The sequence below is a fragment of the Piscinibacter sp. genome (genome assembly GCF_047600445.1).
Lineage (GTDB): Bacteria > Pseudomonadota > Gammaproteobacteria > Burkholderiales > Burkholderiaceae_C > Piscinibacter.
This window is the reverse complement of record NZ_JASGKT010000001.1, coordinates 302,549-315,912: the sequence shown is the minus strand read 5'-3', so window position 1 is coordinate 315,912 and position 13,364 is coordinate 302,549. Positions and strand designations below refer to the sequence as shown.

General features: G+C 72.3%; 13 protein-coding genes and 1 pseudogene. 6 read left to right on the top strand and 8 right to left on the bottom strand.

The window, feature by feature from the left end; all coding sequences use genetic code 11:
• Positions 1 to 2 precede the first annotated feature (2 nt).
• The 4 genes and pseudogenes from QM792_RS01460 to QM792_RS01445 form a co-directional block, all read left to right on the top strand.
• Positions 3 to 761, top strand: coding sequence for a 5'-methylthioadenosine/adenosylhomocysteine nucleosidase (locus tag QM792_RS01460; protein WP_415147395.1), 759 nt, complete (start codon positions 3 to 5; stop codon positions 759 to 761).
• The gene (locus QM792_RS01455) at positions 761 to 1,510 is read left to right on the top strand and encodes a 16S rRNA (uracil(1498)-N(3))-methyltransferase (RefSeq protein ID WP_415147394.1); all 750 of its coding nucleotides are present in this window, start codon (positions 761 to 763) and stop codon (positions 1,508 to 1,510) included. Before QM792_RS01460 ends, QM792_RS01455 begins: the two co-directional genes overlap by 1 nt.
• Positions 1,507 to 2,682, top strand: a complete 1,176-nt coding sequence (locus QM792_RS01450) for an MFS transporter (RefSeq protein WP_415147393.1) — start codon at positions 1,507 to 1,509, stop codon at positions 2,680 to 2,682. The genes QM792_RS01455 and QM792_RS01450 overlap by 4 nt, the downstream gene beginning before the upstream one ends.
• Positions 2,683 to 2,718: 36 nt before the next feature.
• A pseudogene (locus tag QM792_RS01445) lies at positions 2,719 to 3,186 on the top strand (YidB family protein); the annotation flags it as partial.
• 3 nt (positions 3,187 to 3,189) lie between these two features.
• Here the strand turns inward: QM792_RS01445 and QM792_RS01440 are convergent.
• From QM792_RS01440 to argS, 7 genes are all read right to left on the bottom strand, one after another.
• Positions 3,190 to 4,437, bottom strand: a complete 1,248-nt coding sequence (locus QM792_RS01440; protein ID WP_415147392.1) for a THUMP domain-containing class I SAM-dependent RNA methyltransferase — start codon at positions 4,435 to 4,437, stop codon at positions 3,190 to 3,192.
• 16 nt (positions 4,438 to 4,453) lie between these two features.
• Positions 4,454 to 5,989: an RNA polymerase factor sigma-54 gene (locus tag QM792_RS01435; RefSeq protein WP_415147391.1), complete on the bottom strand. Its 1,536-nt coding sequence runs from the start codon at positions 5,987 to 5,989 to the stop codon at positions 4,454 to 4,456.
• A 93-nt stretch (positions 5,990 to 6,082) separates the two neighbouring features.
• Positions 6,083 to 6,865: an LPS export ABC transporter ATP-binding protein gene (lptB, locus tag QM792_RS01430; protein ID WP_415147390.1), complete on the bottom strand. Its 783-nt coding sequence runs from the start codon at positions 6,863 to 6,865 to the stop codon at positions 6,083 to 6,085.
• A complete protein-coding gene (gene lptA, locus QM792_RS01425; protein ID WP_415147389.1) occupies positions 6,862 to 7,509 on the bottom strand; it encodes a lipopolysaccharide transport periplasmic protein LptA in 648 nt (215 codons plus the stop codon). The genes lptB and lptA overlap by 4 nt, the downstream gene beginning before the upstream one ends.
• 85 nt (positions 7,510 to 7,594) lie before the next feature.
• Positions 7,595 to 8,233 carry a thiol:disulfide interchange protein DsbA/DsbL gene (locus QM792_RS01420; protein ID WP_415147889.1) on the bottom strand — a complete coding sequence of 213 codons (639 nt, stop codon included), beginning with the start codon at positions 8,231 to 8,233 and terminating at the stop codon, positions 7,595 to 7,597.
• A 19-nt stretch (positions 8,234 to 8,252) separates the two neighbouring features.
• Complete coding sequence (locus QM792_RS01415; RefSeq protein WP_415147388.1) at positions 8,253 to 8,846, bottom strand: SPOR domain-containing protein; 594 nt, start codon at positions 8,844 to 8,846, stop codon at positions 8,253 to 8,255.
• On the bottom strand, positions 8,843 to 10,555 hold the full coding sequence (gene argS / locus QM792_RS01410) for an arginine--tRNA ligase (protein ID WP_415147387.1): 1,713 nt from the start codon (positions 10,553 to 10,555) through the stop codon (positions 8,843 to 8,845). The genes QM792_RS01415 and argS overlap by 4 nt, the downstream gene beginning before the upstream one ends.
• 95 nt (positions 10,556 to 10,650) lie before the next feature.
• Here argS and QM792_RS01405 point away from each other — a divergent pair, with 95 nt between their 5' ends.
• Together QM792_RS01405 and QM792_RS01400 are read left to right on the top strand one after the other, a co-directional pair.
• The gene (locus QM792_RS01405) at positions 10,651 to 12,000 is read left to right on the top strand and encodes a serine/threonine-protein kinase (RefSeq protein ID WP_415147386.1); all 1,350 of its coding nucleotides are present in this window, start codon (positions 10,651 to 10,653) and stop codon (positions 11,998 to 12,000) included.
• Positions 12,001 to 12,118: 118 nt separating this feature from the next.
• The gene (locus tag QM792_RS01400; RefSeq protein ID WP_415147385.1) at positions 12,119 to 12,406 is read left to right on the top strand and encodes a PsiF family protein; all 288 of its coding nucleotides are present in this window, start codon (positions 12,119 to 12,121) and stop codon (positions 12,404 to 12,406) included.
• 10 nt (positions 12,407 to 12,416) lie between these two features.
• Here QM792_RS01400 and QM792_RS01395 read toward each other — a convergent pair whose 3' ends face one another.
• Positions 12,417 to 13,322: a LysR family transcriptional regulator gene (locus tag QM792_RS01395; RefSeq protein WP_415147384.1), complete on the bottom strand. Its 906-nt coding sequence runs from the start codon at positions 13,320 to 13,322 to the stop codon at positions 12,417 to 12,419.
• Between the last annotated feature and the right edge of the window lie 42 nt (positions 13,323 to 13,364).

Below are 13,364 nucleotides of genomic sequence, written 5' to 3'. Positions count from 1 at the left end.
GCATGAGTCGGATCGCCATCGTCAGCGCCATGCACCAGGAGCTGCGCGCGCTCCTGCCGGCGCTCGACAAGCACCGCAGCGTCAGCTTCGCCGGCCGCACCTTCCACATCGGCACGATGGAAGGGCAGCCGGTGGTGATGACGCTGTCGGGCGTCGGCAAGGTGGCCGCCGCCATCACCGCGACGCTGCTGCTGCAGGAGATCGACGTGCAGCGCATCGTCTTCACCGGCGTGGCCGGCGGCCTGGGCCCGGGCGTGCGCGTCGGCGACGTGGTGGTGGCGCGCGAGCTGCTGCAGCACGACATGGACGCCTCGCCGCTGTTCCCGCGCTGGGAGGTGCCGCTGACCGGCCGCGCGCGTTTTCCGGCCGACGCCGACCTGAGCGACGCGCTGGCCGCCGCCGCGCTGCACTGCCTGCAGCACGCCCCCGAGCGCATCGGCGAGACGCACCTGGCCGACTTCGGCATCGACAGCCCGCTGCTGCACCAGGGCCTGGTGGTCAGCGGCGACCGCTTCGTCACCACCGCCGCCGAGAGCGCCACGCTGCGCGCCGCGCTGCCCGACGCGCTGGCCGTCGAGATGGAAGGCGCGGCGCTGGCCCAGGCGTGCGCCGACTTCGGCCGGCCGTTCGCGGTGATCCGCACCGTCTCCGACCGCTCGGACGACGCCGCGCACGTCGACTTCAACCGCTTCATCGCCGAGGTGGCGAGCATCTACACGCGCGAGATCCTCGCCTGCTGGATGTCGGGCGTGGTCGACTGATGGCCGCGCCGCGGCTGCACGTGCCGCTGGCGCTGCGCGAGGGCCTGGAACTCGCGCTGCCCGAGGCCGCGGCGCGCCACGCGCAGGTGCTGCGACTGCAGCCCGGCGACGCGCTGACGCTGTTCGACGGCCAGCGCGGCGAGTGGGCGGCGCAGGTGCTGCGCATGGGCCGGCGCGAGGTGGCGGTGCGTGTCGGCGCGTTCGCCGACGTGTCGCGCGAACTGCCCGTGGCGCTGACGCTGGCGCTGGGCATGCCGGCCAACGAGCGCATGGACGCGCTGGTCGAGAAGGCCTGCGAGCTGGGCGTGGCGGCGATCCAGCCGCTGCTGTGCGAGCGCTCCGTGCTGCGCCTGTCCGGCGAGCGCGCGCAGAAGAAGGTGGCGCACTGGCAGGCCGTCGCGGTGGCGGCCTGCGAGCAGAGCGGGCGCACGCGCGTGCCCGCCGTGGCCCCGGTGCTGGCCCTGCCCGACTGGCTGGCCGCGCTGCCGGCCGCGGCGCCGCCGCACGAGGCGCGCCTGCTGCTGAGCCTGCGCGACGCGGCGCCGCTGCGCGCGCCGGGCGCGCCGGGCGCGAGTGCCGTGGTGCTCGCGCTCAGCGGCCCCGAGGGCGGCCTCGCCGACGCCGAGGAAGACGCCGCGCGCCGCGCCGGCTTCGTGCCGGTCTCGCTCGGCGCGCGCACGCTGCGCGCCGACACCGCGCCGCTGGCGCTGCTCGCCCACATTGCCCTGGCCCGCGAAGGATCGCCGTGAATCTCCAGTTGCTGCTGCTGACGCTGTGCCAGGGACTCTTCCTCACCAACAACGTCACCTTCATCGCCATCAACGGGCTGGTCGGCCTGGCGCTCGCGCCGGTGCCGTGGATGGCCACGCTGCCGGTGGCCGGCTACGTGGCCGGCGGGGCGCTGTGCGCGCCGCTGGTGGCGCGCCACCAGCGCCGCTTCGGGCGCCGCCGCGCCTTCCAGTTCGGGCTGCTGGCGGCCATCGCCACCACCGCGCTGTGCGCCTGGGCCGCGTCGTCGCACGAGTTCTGGTGGCTGGTGGCGGCCACCGTGCTGGCCGGCTACTACAACGCCAACGCCGCGCTGTACCGCTTCGCCGCCACCGAGCTGGTGGCGCCGGCGTTCAAGGAGCGCGCCATCTCCTGGGTGATGGCCGGCGGCATCCTCGGCGCGGTGGCCGGGCCGAGCCTGGCCAGCGCCACGCGCGACGCGCTGCCGGTGGCCTTCGCCGGCGCCTATGCGGCGCTGGTCGGCGTGGCGCTGCTGGGGCTGCTGGTCATGTCCTTCATCCGCTTCCCTCCGCTGCCGCTGCCGAACGCGGCGCACCCGGGCCGGCCGCTGCGCGAGATCGCGCGCCAGCCGGTCTTCATCGTCGCGGTGGCCGGCTGCGCGCTCGGCTTCGGCGTGATGAACCTGCTGATGGCGGCCACGCCGATCGCGATGTCGCAGTGCGCGCACCCGTTCTCCAGCGCGGCGCTGGTGCTGGAGTGGCACGTGCTGGGCATGTTCGTGCCGAGCTTCTTCACCGGCTCGCTGATCCGCCGCTTCGGCGTGCTGCGCGTGATGGGCGCGGGCGTCGTGCTCAACGCGCTGTGCATCGCGGTGGCGTTGTCGGGCGTCGAGCTGATGCAGTTCCTGCTGGCGCTGTTCGCGCTCGGCGTGGGCTGGAATTTCCTCTACGTCGGCGGCACCACGCTGTTCACCGAGGCCTACCGACCGGAGGAGAAGACCACCGCGCAGGCGGCGATGGACAGCACGGTGATGGCGACCACCATGGTCACCGGCCTGGCCTCCGGCGCGCTGGTCACCACGCAGGGCTGGACCTGGCTGAACATCGGCTCGATCGTGCCGGTGCTGCTGGCCGGCGCGGCGATCGCGTGGCTGGCCGCGCTGCGCCGGCGCGCGGCGGCAGCGGCGACTTGAGTCCTCGGCCAGAATGCGCTTTCCTTCACCCCATTCCCCACGGAGGTTGTCATGGGTCTTCTCGATTCCGTCATCGGTGCGCTCGGCCAGGGTGGCCAGGATGGACAAGGCGGGGGCGGCGGCCAGGCCGCGCTCTTGCAGGCGCTGCTGGCGATGCTCCTCGGCGGGCAGCAGGGCGGCGCGGGCGGCGGCGGCCTGGCCGACCTGGTGGCGCGCTTCCAGCAGGGCGGCCTGGGCGACGTGATCGGCTCGTGGGTGGGCACCGGGCAGAACCTGCCGGTTTCACCCGACCAGCTCGGCGGCGTGCTCGGCGACGACCTGCTCGGCCAGTTGACGCGCAGCACCGGCATGAACAGCGGCGACCTGCTGGGCCAGCTCGCGCAGGTGCTGCCGCAACTGGTGGACCACGTCACGCCGCAGGGTCAGCTGCCGTCGCAGGGCGCCGGCGCGGGCGAGCTGGACCTCGGTTCGGTGCTCGGGCAGTTGTTCGGCGGCGGGCGCTGAGGGCTACGCGCCCGGCGTGCGCGCCGAGCCGCCCACCAGGTCGAAGCGGAACAGCCGGCACTCGATCGGCCCGTTCCACATCGGGATGCGGCGGCTCTCCTTGAGCCGCATCGCCGTGGGCAGCTTCATGTCGGGGCTCAGCACCCAGGCGGTCCAGCCGGCGGCGTGGCGCGTGTAGGCGCGCTTCCAGTGCGAGGCCAGCCGCGCGAAGAAGTCGCTCGGCATGGATCGGTTGTCGTCCCGCGGGTCCGGCGCCGGCGCGCGCGCCGCCTTGCCGCCGACCTCGATGCGCTCGCCGTAGGGCGGGTTGAGCATCAGCGTGCCGGGCAGGCCCTCGGGCAGCGCCGGCGCGGGCCGCTCCAGCGCGTCGCCACCGTGGAATTCGATCGCCGCCGCGACGCCGGCGCGCTCGGCGTTGCGGCGCGCGAAGTCGACCATGCGGAACGACACGTCGCTGGCGTGGATGGGCACCGCCGCCGCGTGGATGCGCGCCCTGGCCTCGGCCTTGAGCTGCTGCCACAGCGCGCGCTGCTCGGGCCCGCTGAACGGCAACTGGCGCTCGAAGGCGAAGCGGCGTTGCAGCCCCGGCGCGATGCCGCAGGCGATCTGCGCCGCCTCGATGGCGATCGTGCCCGAGCCGCAGCACGGGTCGTGCAGCGCGCCGCCGGCCTCGGGCGTGCCGCGCCAGCCGGCGGCGGCGAGCAGCGCGGCGGCGAGCGTCTCCTTCAGCGGCGCGTCGCCCTTGTCCTCGCGCCAGCCGCGCTTGAACAAGGGCTCGCCCGAGCTGTCGACGTAGATCGCCGCGCGCTCGGGCCCGACGTGCAGCAGCAGCGGCAGATCCGGCCGGCGCGTATCGACGCTGCTGCGCGCGCCTTCGGCCTCGCGCTGCTGGTCGCACACCGCGTCCTTGATGCGCAGCGCGGCGAAGTTCAGGCTCTTCAGCGGGCTCTTCTGCGCCGTGGTGTCGACGCGCAGCGTGTGGCGCGGCGTCAGCCACTGCGACCAGTCCACCGTGCCGGCCAGCGCGTACAGGTCGTGCTCGTCGCGGTACGGCCCCTCGGCCACCTCGACCAGCACACGCTGCGCGAGGCGGCTCTCCAGGTTGAGCAGCATCACCTCGCGCTCGTCGCCTTCCAGCGCGACGCCGCCGCGGCGTGCCTGCACGCGTGCTTCGGGCAGCACGCGCGCGATTTCCTCGGCGAGCCAGTCCTCGACGCCGGCGGCGCAGGGCAGGAACAGGGGCAGGGGCATCCGGCGCAGCCCTGGCCTACATCGCTTTTCTGAGGTTGGCCGGCGCGATCTTCAGCGCCTCGCGGTACTTCGCCACCGTGCGTCGCGCCACGCGGATGCCCTGCTCTTCGAGCATCTGCGAGATCTGGCTGTCGCTCAAGGGCTTGTTGGCGTCTTCCGCCGCGACGAGCTGCTTGATCAGCGCGCGCACCGCCGTGCTCGACGCGTTGCCGCCGGCGTCGGTGTTCAGCGAGGAGCCGAAGAAGTACTTCAGCTCGAAGGTGCCGAAGGGCGTGGACATGTACTTGGCGGTGGTCACGCGCGAGATGGTCGATTCGTGCAGGCCCAGTTCGTCGGCGATCTCGCGCAGCACCAGCGGCTTCATCGCGATCTCGCCGTGCGTGAAGAAGGCCTTCTGGCGCTCGACGATGGCCTGCGACACGCGCTGGATGGTGTCGAAGCGCTGCAGGATGTTCTTCATGAACCAGCGCGCCTCCTGCAGCCGCGCGTTCAGCCCGGCGCCCGCGCCGTTCGCGCCGCCGCCGCGGCCCTGCTGGCGGATCGCGTTGGCGTACAGGTCGTTGATGCGCAGCCGGGGCATCACGTCGGGGTTGAGCACCACCTTCCAGCCGCGCCCGGCCTTCTGCACGATCACGTCGGGCACGATGATGTTGGCCTCGGCGCGCGCGAACGGCCGGCCCGGCTTGGGTTCGCAGGCGACGATCAGCGCCTGCGCCTGCTTGAGCAGGTCCTCGTCGGCGCCGGTGGCGGCCATCAGCTTCTTCAGGTCGCGCCGCGCCAGCAGCTCGAGGTGGCTCTTGCTGACGATGATCGCCACCATCTGCGCCTCGCTGCGCGGCAGCGCGCGCAGTTGCAGCATCAGGCACTCCGACAGGTTGGCCGCGCCGACGCCGGTGGGCTCCATGCTCTGCAGGAAGCGCAGGCCGCAGCGCAGGCGGTCGAGCATCTCCTCGCGCATGCCGTCGTCGGCGTCCTCGTCGACGAGGCGCGCGGCGATCTCCTCCAGCGGGTCGGCGAGGTAGCCGTCGTCGTCGAGCGAGTCGATCAGCACCAGCACCGCCGCCGCGTCCTCGTCCGACAGGCGCATGCCGCGCAACTGCTCGCGCAGGTGGTCCTGCAGGGTCGGCAGCGCGGCGTCGCGGTCGGCGCCGTCGAACTCGTCGCCGTCGCCCGCCGCCGCGGCCTTGCCCGGCAGCTCGCCGATGCCGTCGAAGTCGTCGCGCTCGGTGCCGTTCTCCCAGTCGTCGCGCTCGGTAGTGCCGAGTTCGGCGCCGTCCAGGCCGGGTGTCTCGTCGCCGCCCTCGCCCGTGCTCTCGGCGGCGCGTTCGCTCTCGCGTTCGCCGGCGCGCTCGGCCGCGCTGGTGCGCTCGGCCATCGGCTCGAAGGGCGCGCCGGCCTCCTCGTCGGGTTCGAGGAAGGGGTTCTGCTCCAGCATCTGCTCGACCTCCTGGTGGAGTTCGAGCGTCGAGAGCTGCAGCAGCCGGATCGACTGCTGCAACTGGGGCGTCAGCGCCAGGTGCTGGGAGAGGCGGACCTGCAGGGACGGCTTCATGCGTGGCCGGTCTCCCGCCGGGCTGCCCCAAGGGAGACTGCGGCCCCCTCGGGGGGTAGCGAAGGCGCGGAGCGACAAGCTTGGGGGCTCATGTCACATCCTGAAGTGCTCGCCGAGGTAGACCTTGCGCACGTCCGGGTTCTCGACGATCTCCGAGGGCGTGCCTTCGGCCAGCACGGCGCCCTCGCTGATGATGTAGGCGCGGTCGCAGATGCCCAGCGTCTCGCGCACGTTGTGGTCGGTGATCAGCACGCCGATGCCGCGCGCCTTCAGGAAGCTGATGATGCGCTGGATCTCCAGCACCGCGATCGGGTCGACGCCGGCGAAGGGCTCGTCGAGCAGGATGAAGCGCGGCTGCGTGGCCAGCGCGCGCGCGATCTCGACGCGGCGGCGCTCGCCGCCGGACAGCGCCGGCGCCGGCACGCTGCGCAGCTTCTCGATGCTCAGGTCGTGCAGCAGGCCGTCGAGCATCTGCTCGATCTGCGCCGCGCGCAGCGGGCGGCCGTCCTTGTCGAGCTGCAGCTCCAGCACCGCGCGGATGTTCTCCTCGACGGTCAGCTTGCGGAAGATCGACGCCTCCTGCGGCAGGTACGACAGCCCGAGGCGCGAGCGCAGGTGGATGGGCAGGCGTTCGACGCGCTGGCCCTCGATGCTGATCTCGCCGGCGTCGGCGCGCACCAGGCCGACGATCATGTAGAAGCTGGTGGTCTTGCCGGCGCCGTTGGGGCCGAGCAGGCCGACGACCTCGCCGCTGTCGACCGCCAGGCGGACGTCCTTGACGACCTTGCGCACGCCGTAGGACTTCTCCAGCCCGCGCGCTTCGAGGCGATGCACACGCGCCGGCGTGGCCGGTGCGGCGCTGGCGGCGGCGCTCATCGGCCGCCCCCGAGCGTGCTGGCCGGCTTGAGCGGCAGCGCGGGCCGGGCGGCGGCGGAGGCCGCGGCCTCCGCTTCGGCCGCCGCGGCCGAGCCCTCGCGCGGCGTCAGCACCGCGCGCACGCGGCCGCCCGGGTTGCTCGGCGTCGCGGCGGCGCCGCCGGAGACGCTGAACACCTCGGCGATGCTGTCGTAGGCCACCACGTTGCCGGCGATCTCGTCGGCCACCGTGCTGCCGCGCAGGCGCCGCACCGAGGCGTTGGTGACGAAGCGCACGGTGTCGGTCTTGCCGTCGTATTCGAGCCGCTCGGCTTCGCCCTCGATCCACTCGTCCACGCCGTCGCGCTTCTGGCGGAAGGTGGCCGGCTTGTCGGCCGAACCCAGCGCCACCGCGCTGTGGTAGCCGTCGGGTGTCTCGCGCACCTCGATGCGGCCGGCGCGTATGGTCATCGTGCCCTTGGTGACCACGACGTTGCCGTTGAACACCACGTGCTGGTTGAGCAGGTCGATGCGGCCGGGCTGGTCGGCCTCGACGTTCAGCGGCTTGAAGCGGTCGGCCTTCTCGGCGAAGGCCGGGGCGGCGGCAAGGGCGGCGGCCAGCAGCAGCGCGTGCCGGAGGATGCGGGGGATCGGAAGGATTCTCATCGAGGGCATGAAACTTGCATGCCATTCTAGCCACAAGCCATGCCGGCGCGGCGCCGGCAGCGGCGCCGCGCGTGGCGAGACGTCGTCAGCCCTTGCGCGAGGCCGCGATCAGGTAGTCGGCCACGGCCAGCATGCGCTCGTTGTTGCCGGCCAGGCCGCCCGAGGTGTAGTAGCGGCCCTGCACGCCCATCGCCGGCACGCCGTCGATCTTGTAGGCCTCGGCCAGCGTCAGCGCCTGGCGCGCCTTGGCCTGCACGCCGAAGGAGTTCATCACCTCGACGAACTTGGCGGCGTCGACGCCGTTCTTCGTCACCAGCGCCTCGACCTCGGCCTGCGTGGCGAGCTTCTGGCGCTCGACGTGGTAGGCGTGGAAGACCTTGCGGTGCATGGCCTCGACCAGGCCCATCGCCTCGAGCGTGTAGAAGATGCGCTGGTGCAGGCCCTCGGGCTCGCCGCGGAAGCGCACCGGCACGCGCCGGAACACCACGTGGTCGGGCAGCTTCTTCGCCCAGGCCTCGAGCGCCGGCTCGAAGGCGTTGCAGTGCGGGCAGCTGTACATGAAGAACTCCAGCACCTCGACCTTGCCGGCCGCCGTGGTGGGCACGGGCTGGCTCAGGCGCACGTAGTGCGTGCCCTCGACGAAACCGCCCTGCGCGGCGGCCGGCAGGCCCAGCACCAGGGCGCCGGCGCCGGCCAGCGCGGCGGAGAACTCGCGGCGTTGCATCTTCTTCATCGGTCGTTCCTTATTTCTGCACCCGCACCAGCACCGACTCGACGCCGGCCGCGGCGAGCTTGTCCTTGGCGCCGTCGGCCGCGTCCTTGACGATGAACGGGCCGACGCGCACGCGGTAGACGGTGCGGCCGGACTGCTCGCGCTCGCTGACCTTGGCCTCGTAGCCCATCATCGCCAGCCGGGCGCGCTGCTGCTCGGCGTCCTCGGGCCGGGCGAAGGCGCCGGCCTGCACGAAGTAGTTGAAGGGGTCGGCCGCCGGCGTCGGCTTGACGACGCTGGTCTCGCGCGCCGCGAGGATGGCGGCCGGGTCGCGCGCCGGCGACGAGGCGGGCGTGGCGCTGACCACCGGCGGCGCGGGCAGCGCCGCGGCCGAGGCGGGCGAGGCCGGCCGCGCGCCGTTCTTCTGGCTCAGGCCGGCGTTCGGGTCCCAGTTGCGGTTGCGCTCCTGCTCGGCCGCGTCCTGCTCGGCGGTGCGCTGCGGCACCTTGTTGACGAAGGGCACCGGCACCTTGGTGACGTACAGCGCCACGGCCAGCGACAGCGCCAGGCCGATCAGCAGGCCCACCACCAGGCCGAGGGCGAATCCGCCGCGTTGCGATTTCATGCGGTCTCCAGAGCGGGTTGTTCGCGGTCCATGCGCTGCGGCGCCGACACGCCCAGCACCGCCAGCGCGTTGCGCAGCACCTGGCGCGTGGCCGTCAGCAGCGCGATGCGCGCGCGCGCCAGCGCGGCGTCGTCGACGAGGAAGCGCTCGTTCGCGTAGTAACTGTGGAAGGCGCCGGCCACGCCGCGCAGGTAGAAGGCGATGTCGTGCGGCGCGAAGTCGGCCGCGGCGCCGGCCAGCACCTCGGGAAAGCGCGCCAGCTCGAGCATCAGCGCGGCCTCGGCGGGCGCCGTCAGCAGCGCGAAGTCGGCGCCGTGCAGCGCGCCCGCGTCGCCGCCCTTCTCGACGTACTGCTGGATCACCGAGCAGATGCGCGCGTGGGCGTACTGCACGTAGAAGACCGGGTTCTCGTCGTTCTTCTTCAGCGCCAGGTCGACGTCGAAGACGAACTCGGTGTCGGCCTTGCGGCTGAGCATGAAGAAGCGCACCGCGTCGCGGCCGGTCCACTCGATCAGGTCGCGCAGCGTCACGTAGCTGCCGGCGCGCTTGGAGATCTTCACCTCCTGCCCGCCCTTCATCACCGTGACCATCTTGTGCAGCACGTAGTCGGGGTAGCCGGCCGGCACGCCCAGGCCGGCGGCCTGGATGCCGGCGCGCACGCGCGCGATGGTGCCGTGGTGGTCGCCGCCCTGGATGTTGATCGCGCGCGGGAAGCCGCGCTCGAACTTGGCGAGGTGGTAGGCGACGTCGGGCACGAAGTAGGTGTAGCTGCCGTCGGACTTGCGCATCACGCGGTCCTTGTCGTCGCCGTATTCGGTGCTGCGCAGCCACAACGCGCCGCCTTCCTCGTAGGTCTTGCCGGCGGCGACCAGGCGCTCGACGGCGTCTTCCACGCGCCCGCTGCCGTACAGGCTCGACTCGAGGAAGTAGTGGTCGAAGTGCACGCCCAGCGCGCGCAGGTCCAGGTCCTGCTCGTGGCGCAGGTAGGCGACGGCGAACTGGCGGATGCCTTCGAGGTCGTCGCTGAAGCCGGAGGCCGTGAACTCGCGGTCGTCGGCGTGCACGGTCTTGCGCGCGGCGAAGTCGGCCGCCACGTCGGCGATGTACTCGCCGTTGTAGGCCGACTCGGGCCAGCCGGCGTCGCCCGGCTTCAGGCCGTTCAGGCGCGCCTGCACCGAGGCGGCCAGCGTGGCGATCTGCACGCCGGCGTCGTTGTAGTAGAACTCGCGCGTCACCTGCCAGCCCTGCCAGTCGAGCAGGTTGCAGATCGCGTCGCCCAGGCAGGCCTGGCGCGCGTGGCCGGTGTGCAGCGGGCCGGTCGGGTTGGCCGAGACGAACTCCACCAGCACGGGCTTTCCGTTCGGCGCGGCGCGGCCGAAGTCGTCGCCGCCGCGCAGCACCTCGGCGACGATGGCCTGGCGCGCCGCGTCGCGCAGCCGGAAGTTGACGAAGCCGGGGCCGGCGATCTCCAGCGCCGCCACCCAGCGCTGCACGGCGGCCTGGCGGCTCAGCGCCTCGACCAGCGCCTGGGCCACCTCGCGCGGGTTCTTCTTCAGCGGCCGGGCGAGCTGCAGCGCCGCGGTGCAGGCCAGGTCGCCGTGCGCCGCCTGCTTGGGCGACTCGAACGCCGCCGCCACGGCGGCGCCGGGGCCGGCCTCGGCGATCGCCGCGGCCAGCGCCGCCAGCAGCTCCTGTTTGGCTTGGATCATGCGCAGGATTCTATTTGGCCTCGATTCCTTCGCTTGTTCCACGCGGCGGCCGCGCGCGGCCTGTGGAATCATGCAGCAGCCCCGCCTCGCCCGACATGAGCTCGCCGACACCCGACCCGACCTCGCTCGATCTGCCGCTGCTGATCGGCAAGTACCGCGTGCTGAAGAAGCTCGGCGAGGGCGCCACCAGCGAGGTCTTCCTGTGCCACGACGACTTCCAGGACATGGACGTGGCGATCAAGCGCGTGCGTCCGGCGGCGCTGGGCGACACGCAGGACGCGCGGTTTTTCGAGCGCTTCTTCGCCGCCGAGGCGGCGCTGGTCGGGCGCCTGAAGCACCCCAACGTGGTGCAGATCTTCGACGCCGTGGCCGACTCGGCCGAGCCCTACCTGGTGATGGAGTACGTGGCCGGCAACACGCTGCGCCCCTACTGCCGCGCCGACCAGTTGCTGCCGCTGGAGCTGATCGTCGAGCTGGGCTTCAAGTGCGCGATGGCGCTGGGCTACGTCTACCGGCAGGGCCTGATCCACCGCGACGTCAAGCCGGCCAACCTGCTGGTGACGCTGAGCAACGGTTCGATCACCGACGTCAAGGTCAGCGACTTCGGCAGCGTGCTCAACCTGGCGTCCGACGCGACGCAGGTCTACCGCGTCGGCTCGCTGGCCTACATGTCGCCCGAGCAGCTCGACGGCGCCGCGCTCGACAGCCGCGCCGACATCTACTCGCTCGGCGCGGTGCTCTACCACCTGATCGCCGGGCGCCCGCCGTTCGACGCGCAGGTGCAGTCGGCGCTGATGCAGCAGATCTACCACCAGAGCCCGCCGCCGCTGACACGCCTGCGCGACGGCGTCTCGGCCACGGTGGACGCGGTGATCCAGCGCGCGCTGAACAAGGACGTGAACCACCGCTACCGCGGCTGGGACGAGTTCGCGCAGGCGCTGGCGGCGCTGATCTCGCAGCAGCACGTGCCGCGCGGGCAGTTGCAGGGCGTGCTCGACTCGGAGCGCTTCACGCTGCTGCGCTCGCTCGACTTCTTCGCCAGCTTCGGCGACGTCGAGCTGTGGGAGGTGGTGCACCGCGCCCGGTGGCAGCGCTTCGACCTCGGCCACGCGCTGTACCGGCGCGGCGAGGAGGGCGGCGGCGACTTCCACATCATCGCCAAGGGCGCGCTGGAGGTGTTTCGCGACGGCGCGCGCGTGGCCCAGCTCGGCGCCGGCACCAGCGTCGGGGAGATGGCCTACCTCGCGCCCAGCGCCGAGCTGCGCCGCCACGGCACCGACGTGGTGGTCACCGAGACCGCCACCACGATCTCCTTCTCGCCCGAGACGCTGGCGCAGCTCAGCCCGGGCTGCCGGCACCGCTTCGACGAGGGTTTCATCCGCGTTCTGGTGCGGCGGCTGCACGCGGCGCACGAGGCGCTGGCCCATCCGCGCCGGATTCTGTGAATCCGGCGCGCCGCCGTGTCGGCGGCCCCACGGCCGGGTGCGTTGCTGCCTTTGCCGGCGGCTGGGCGCGATGCTTCAATCCGCAGCGGCAAACTTGCCCCTCAGCACAGGAGATTCCATGAACAAGCTGATCACCGTCGCGGCGCTGTCCGCCATCGCCTTCATCGCCCCGGCGCATGCCGCCGACGCCGCCGCCAAGGCGCCCACCGCGCAGCAGAACCGCATGACCACGTGCAATCACGAGGCCGGCGACAAGAAGGGCGACGAACGCAAGGCCTTCATGAAGAGCTGCCTCAGCGCCAAGAAGCAGACCCAGCAGGAGAAGATGAAGACCTGCAACAAGGACGCCGGCGACAGGAAGGGCGACGAGCGCAAGGCGTTCATGAAGGAATGCCTGAGCAAGTGATGGGCTATGGTCAACGCCGCCAGTAGGACGGATCGCCGTAGGTGAGTTTCAGGAAGTCGATCCACAGGCGCACGCGCAGCGGCAGGTGCTTGGCGTGCGGGAACACCGCGTAGATGCCGTTCGGCGGCGCGGCGAACTCGTCGAGCACGCTGACCAGCGCGCCGCTGGCGACTTCCTGCTCCACCTCCCAGGTCGAGCGCCAGGCGATGCCCAGCCCGGCGGTGCACCAGTCGTGCAGCACCTGGCCGTCGCTGCAATCGAGCCGGCCGCTGGGGCGCAGGTGCGTCACCGCGCCGTCGATCACGAAGGCCCAGCCGCGTGTCTGGCTGGCGTCGGAGCTGAGCGTCAGGCACTCGTGGCGCAGCAGCTCGCTCGGGTGCCTGGGCGTGCCGGCGCGCTTCAGGTAGGCCGGCGTGGCCACGCACAGGCGGCGGTTGTCGGCCATGCGCACGCTGATCAGGCTGGAGTCGGGCAGGTCGCCGACGCGCACCGCGCAGTCGTAGCCCTCGTTGACGATGTCGACGACGCGGTCGCTCAGGTTCAGCGACACGTTCACGTCGGGATGGCGCTCGATGAAGCGCGGTACCAGCGGCGCCACGTGGCGGCGTCCGAAGCCGGCCGGCGCGGTGACGCGCAAGTAGCCGCTCGCTTTCACACCGCCGGCGCTGACGCTGGCCTCGGCGTTGGCCAGGTCGGCCAGCAGGCGCTGGCAGTCTTCCAGGAAGGCGCTGCCCTCGTGCGTGAGCGTGATGCGCCGCGTGGTGCGCACCAGCAGCTTGACGCCCAGGCGCGCCTCCAGCGCGTCGATGCGCCGGCCGATCACCGCCGGCGCCACGCCCTCGGCATGGGCGGCGGCCGTCAGGCTGCCACGCGCGGCCACCGCGACGAAGGATTCGATCTGCTTGAGGCGGGCCATCGGCGTCGATTATCGCGATTCATGCGTTGGCGTCACAAATCC

Excerpts from the sequence above, each read along its gene's own strand:
- QM792_RS01460 (WP_415147395.1), top strand. The coding sequence starts at position 3 with ATGAGTCGGATCGCCATCGTCAGCGCCATGCACCAGGAGCTGCGCGCG.
- QM792_RS01455 (WP_415147394.1), top strand. The coding sequence starts at position 761 with ATGGCCGCGCCGCGGCTGCACGTGCCGCTGGCGCTGCGCGAGGGCCTG.
- QM792_RS01440 (WP_415147392.1), bottom strand. The coding sequence starts at position 4,437 with ATGCCCCTGCCCCTGTTCCTGCCCTGCGCCGCCGGCGTCGAGGACTGG.
- QM792_RS01435 (WP_415147391.1), bottom strand. The coding sequence starts at position 5,989 with ATGAAGCCGTCCCTGCAGGTCCGCCTCTCCCAGCACCTGGCGCTGACG.
- lptB (WP_415147390.1), bottom strand. The coding sequence starts at position 6,865 with ATGAGCGCCGCCGCCAGCGCCGCACCGGCCACGCCGGCGCGTGTGCAT.
- lptA (WP_415147389.1), bottom strand. The coding sequence starts at position 7,509 with ATGAGAATCCTTCCGATCCCCCGCATCCTCCGGCACGCGCTGCTGCTG.
- QM792_RS01420 (WP_415147889.1), bottom strand. The coding sequence starts at position 8,233 with ATGCAACGCCGCGAGTTCTCCGCCGCGCTGGCCGGCGCCGGCGCCCTG.
- QM792_RS01415 (WP_415147388.1), bottom strand. The coding sequence starts at position 8,846 with ATGAAATCGCAACGCGGCGGATTCGCCCTCGGCCTGGTGGTGGGCCTG.
- argS (WP_415147387.1), bottom strand. The coding sequence starts at position 10,555 with ATGATCCAAGCCAAACAGGAGCTGCTGGCGGCGCTGGCCGCGGCGATC.
- QM792_RS01405 (WP_415147386.1), top strand. The coding sequence starts at position 10,651 with ATGAGCTCGCCGACACCCGACCCGACCTCGCTCGATCTGCCGCTGCTG.
- QM792_RS01400 (WP_415147385.1), top strand. The coding sequence starts at position 12,119 with ATGAACAAGCTGATCACCGTCGCGGCGCTGTCCGCCATCGCCTTCATC.
- QM792_RS01395 (WP_415147384.1), bottom strand. The coding sequence starts at position 13,322 with ATGGCCCGCCTCAAGCAGATCGAATCCTTCGTCGCGGTGGCCGCGCGT.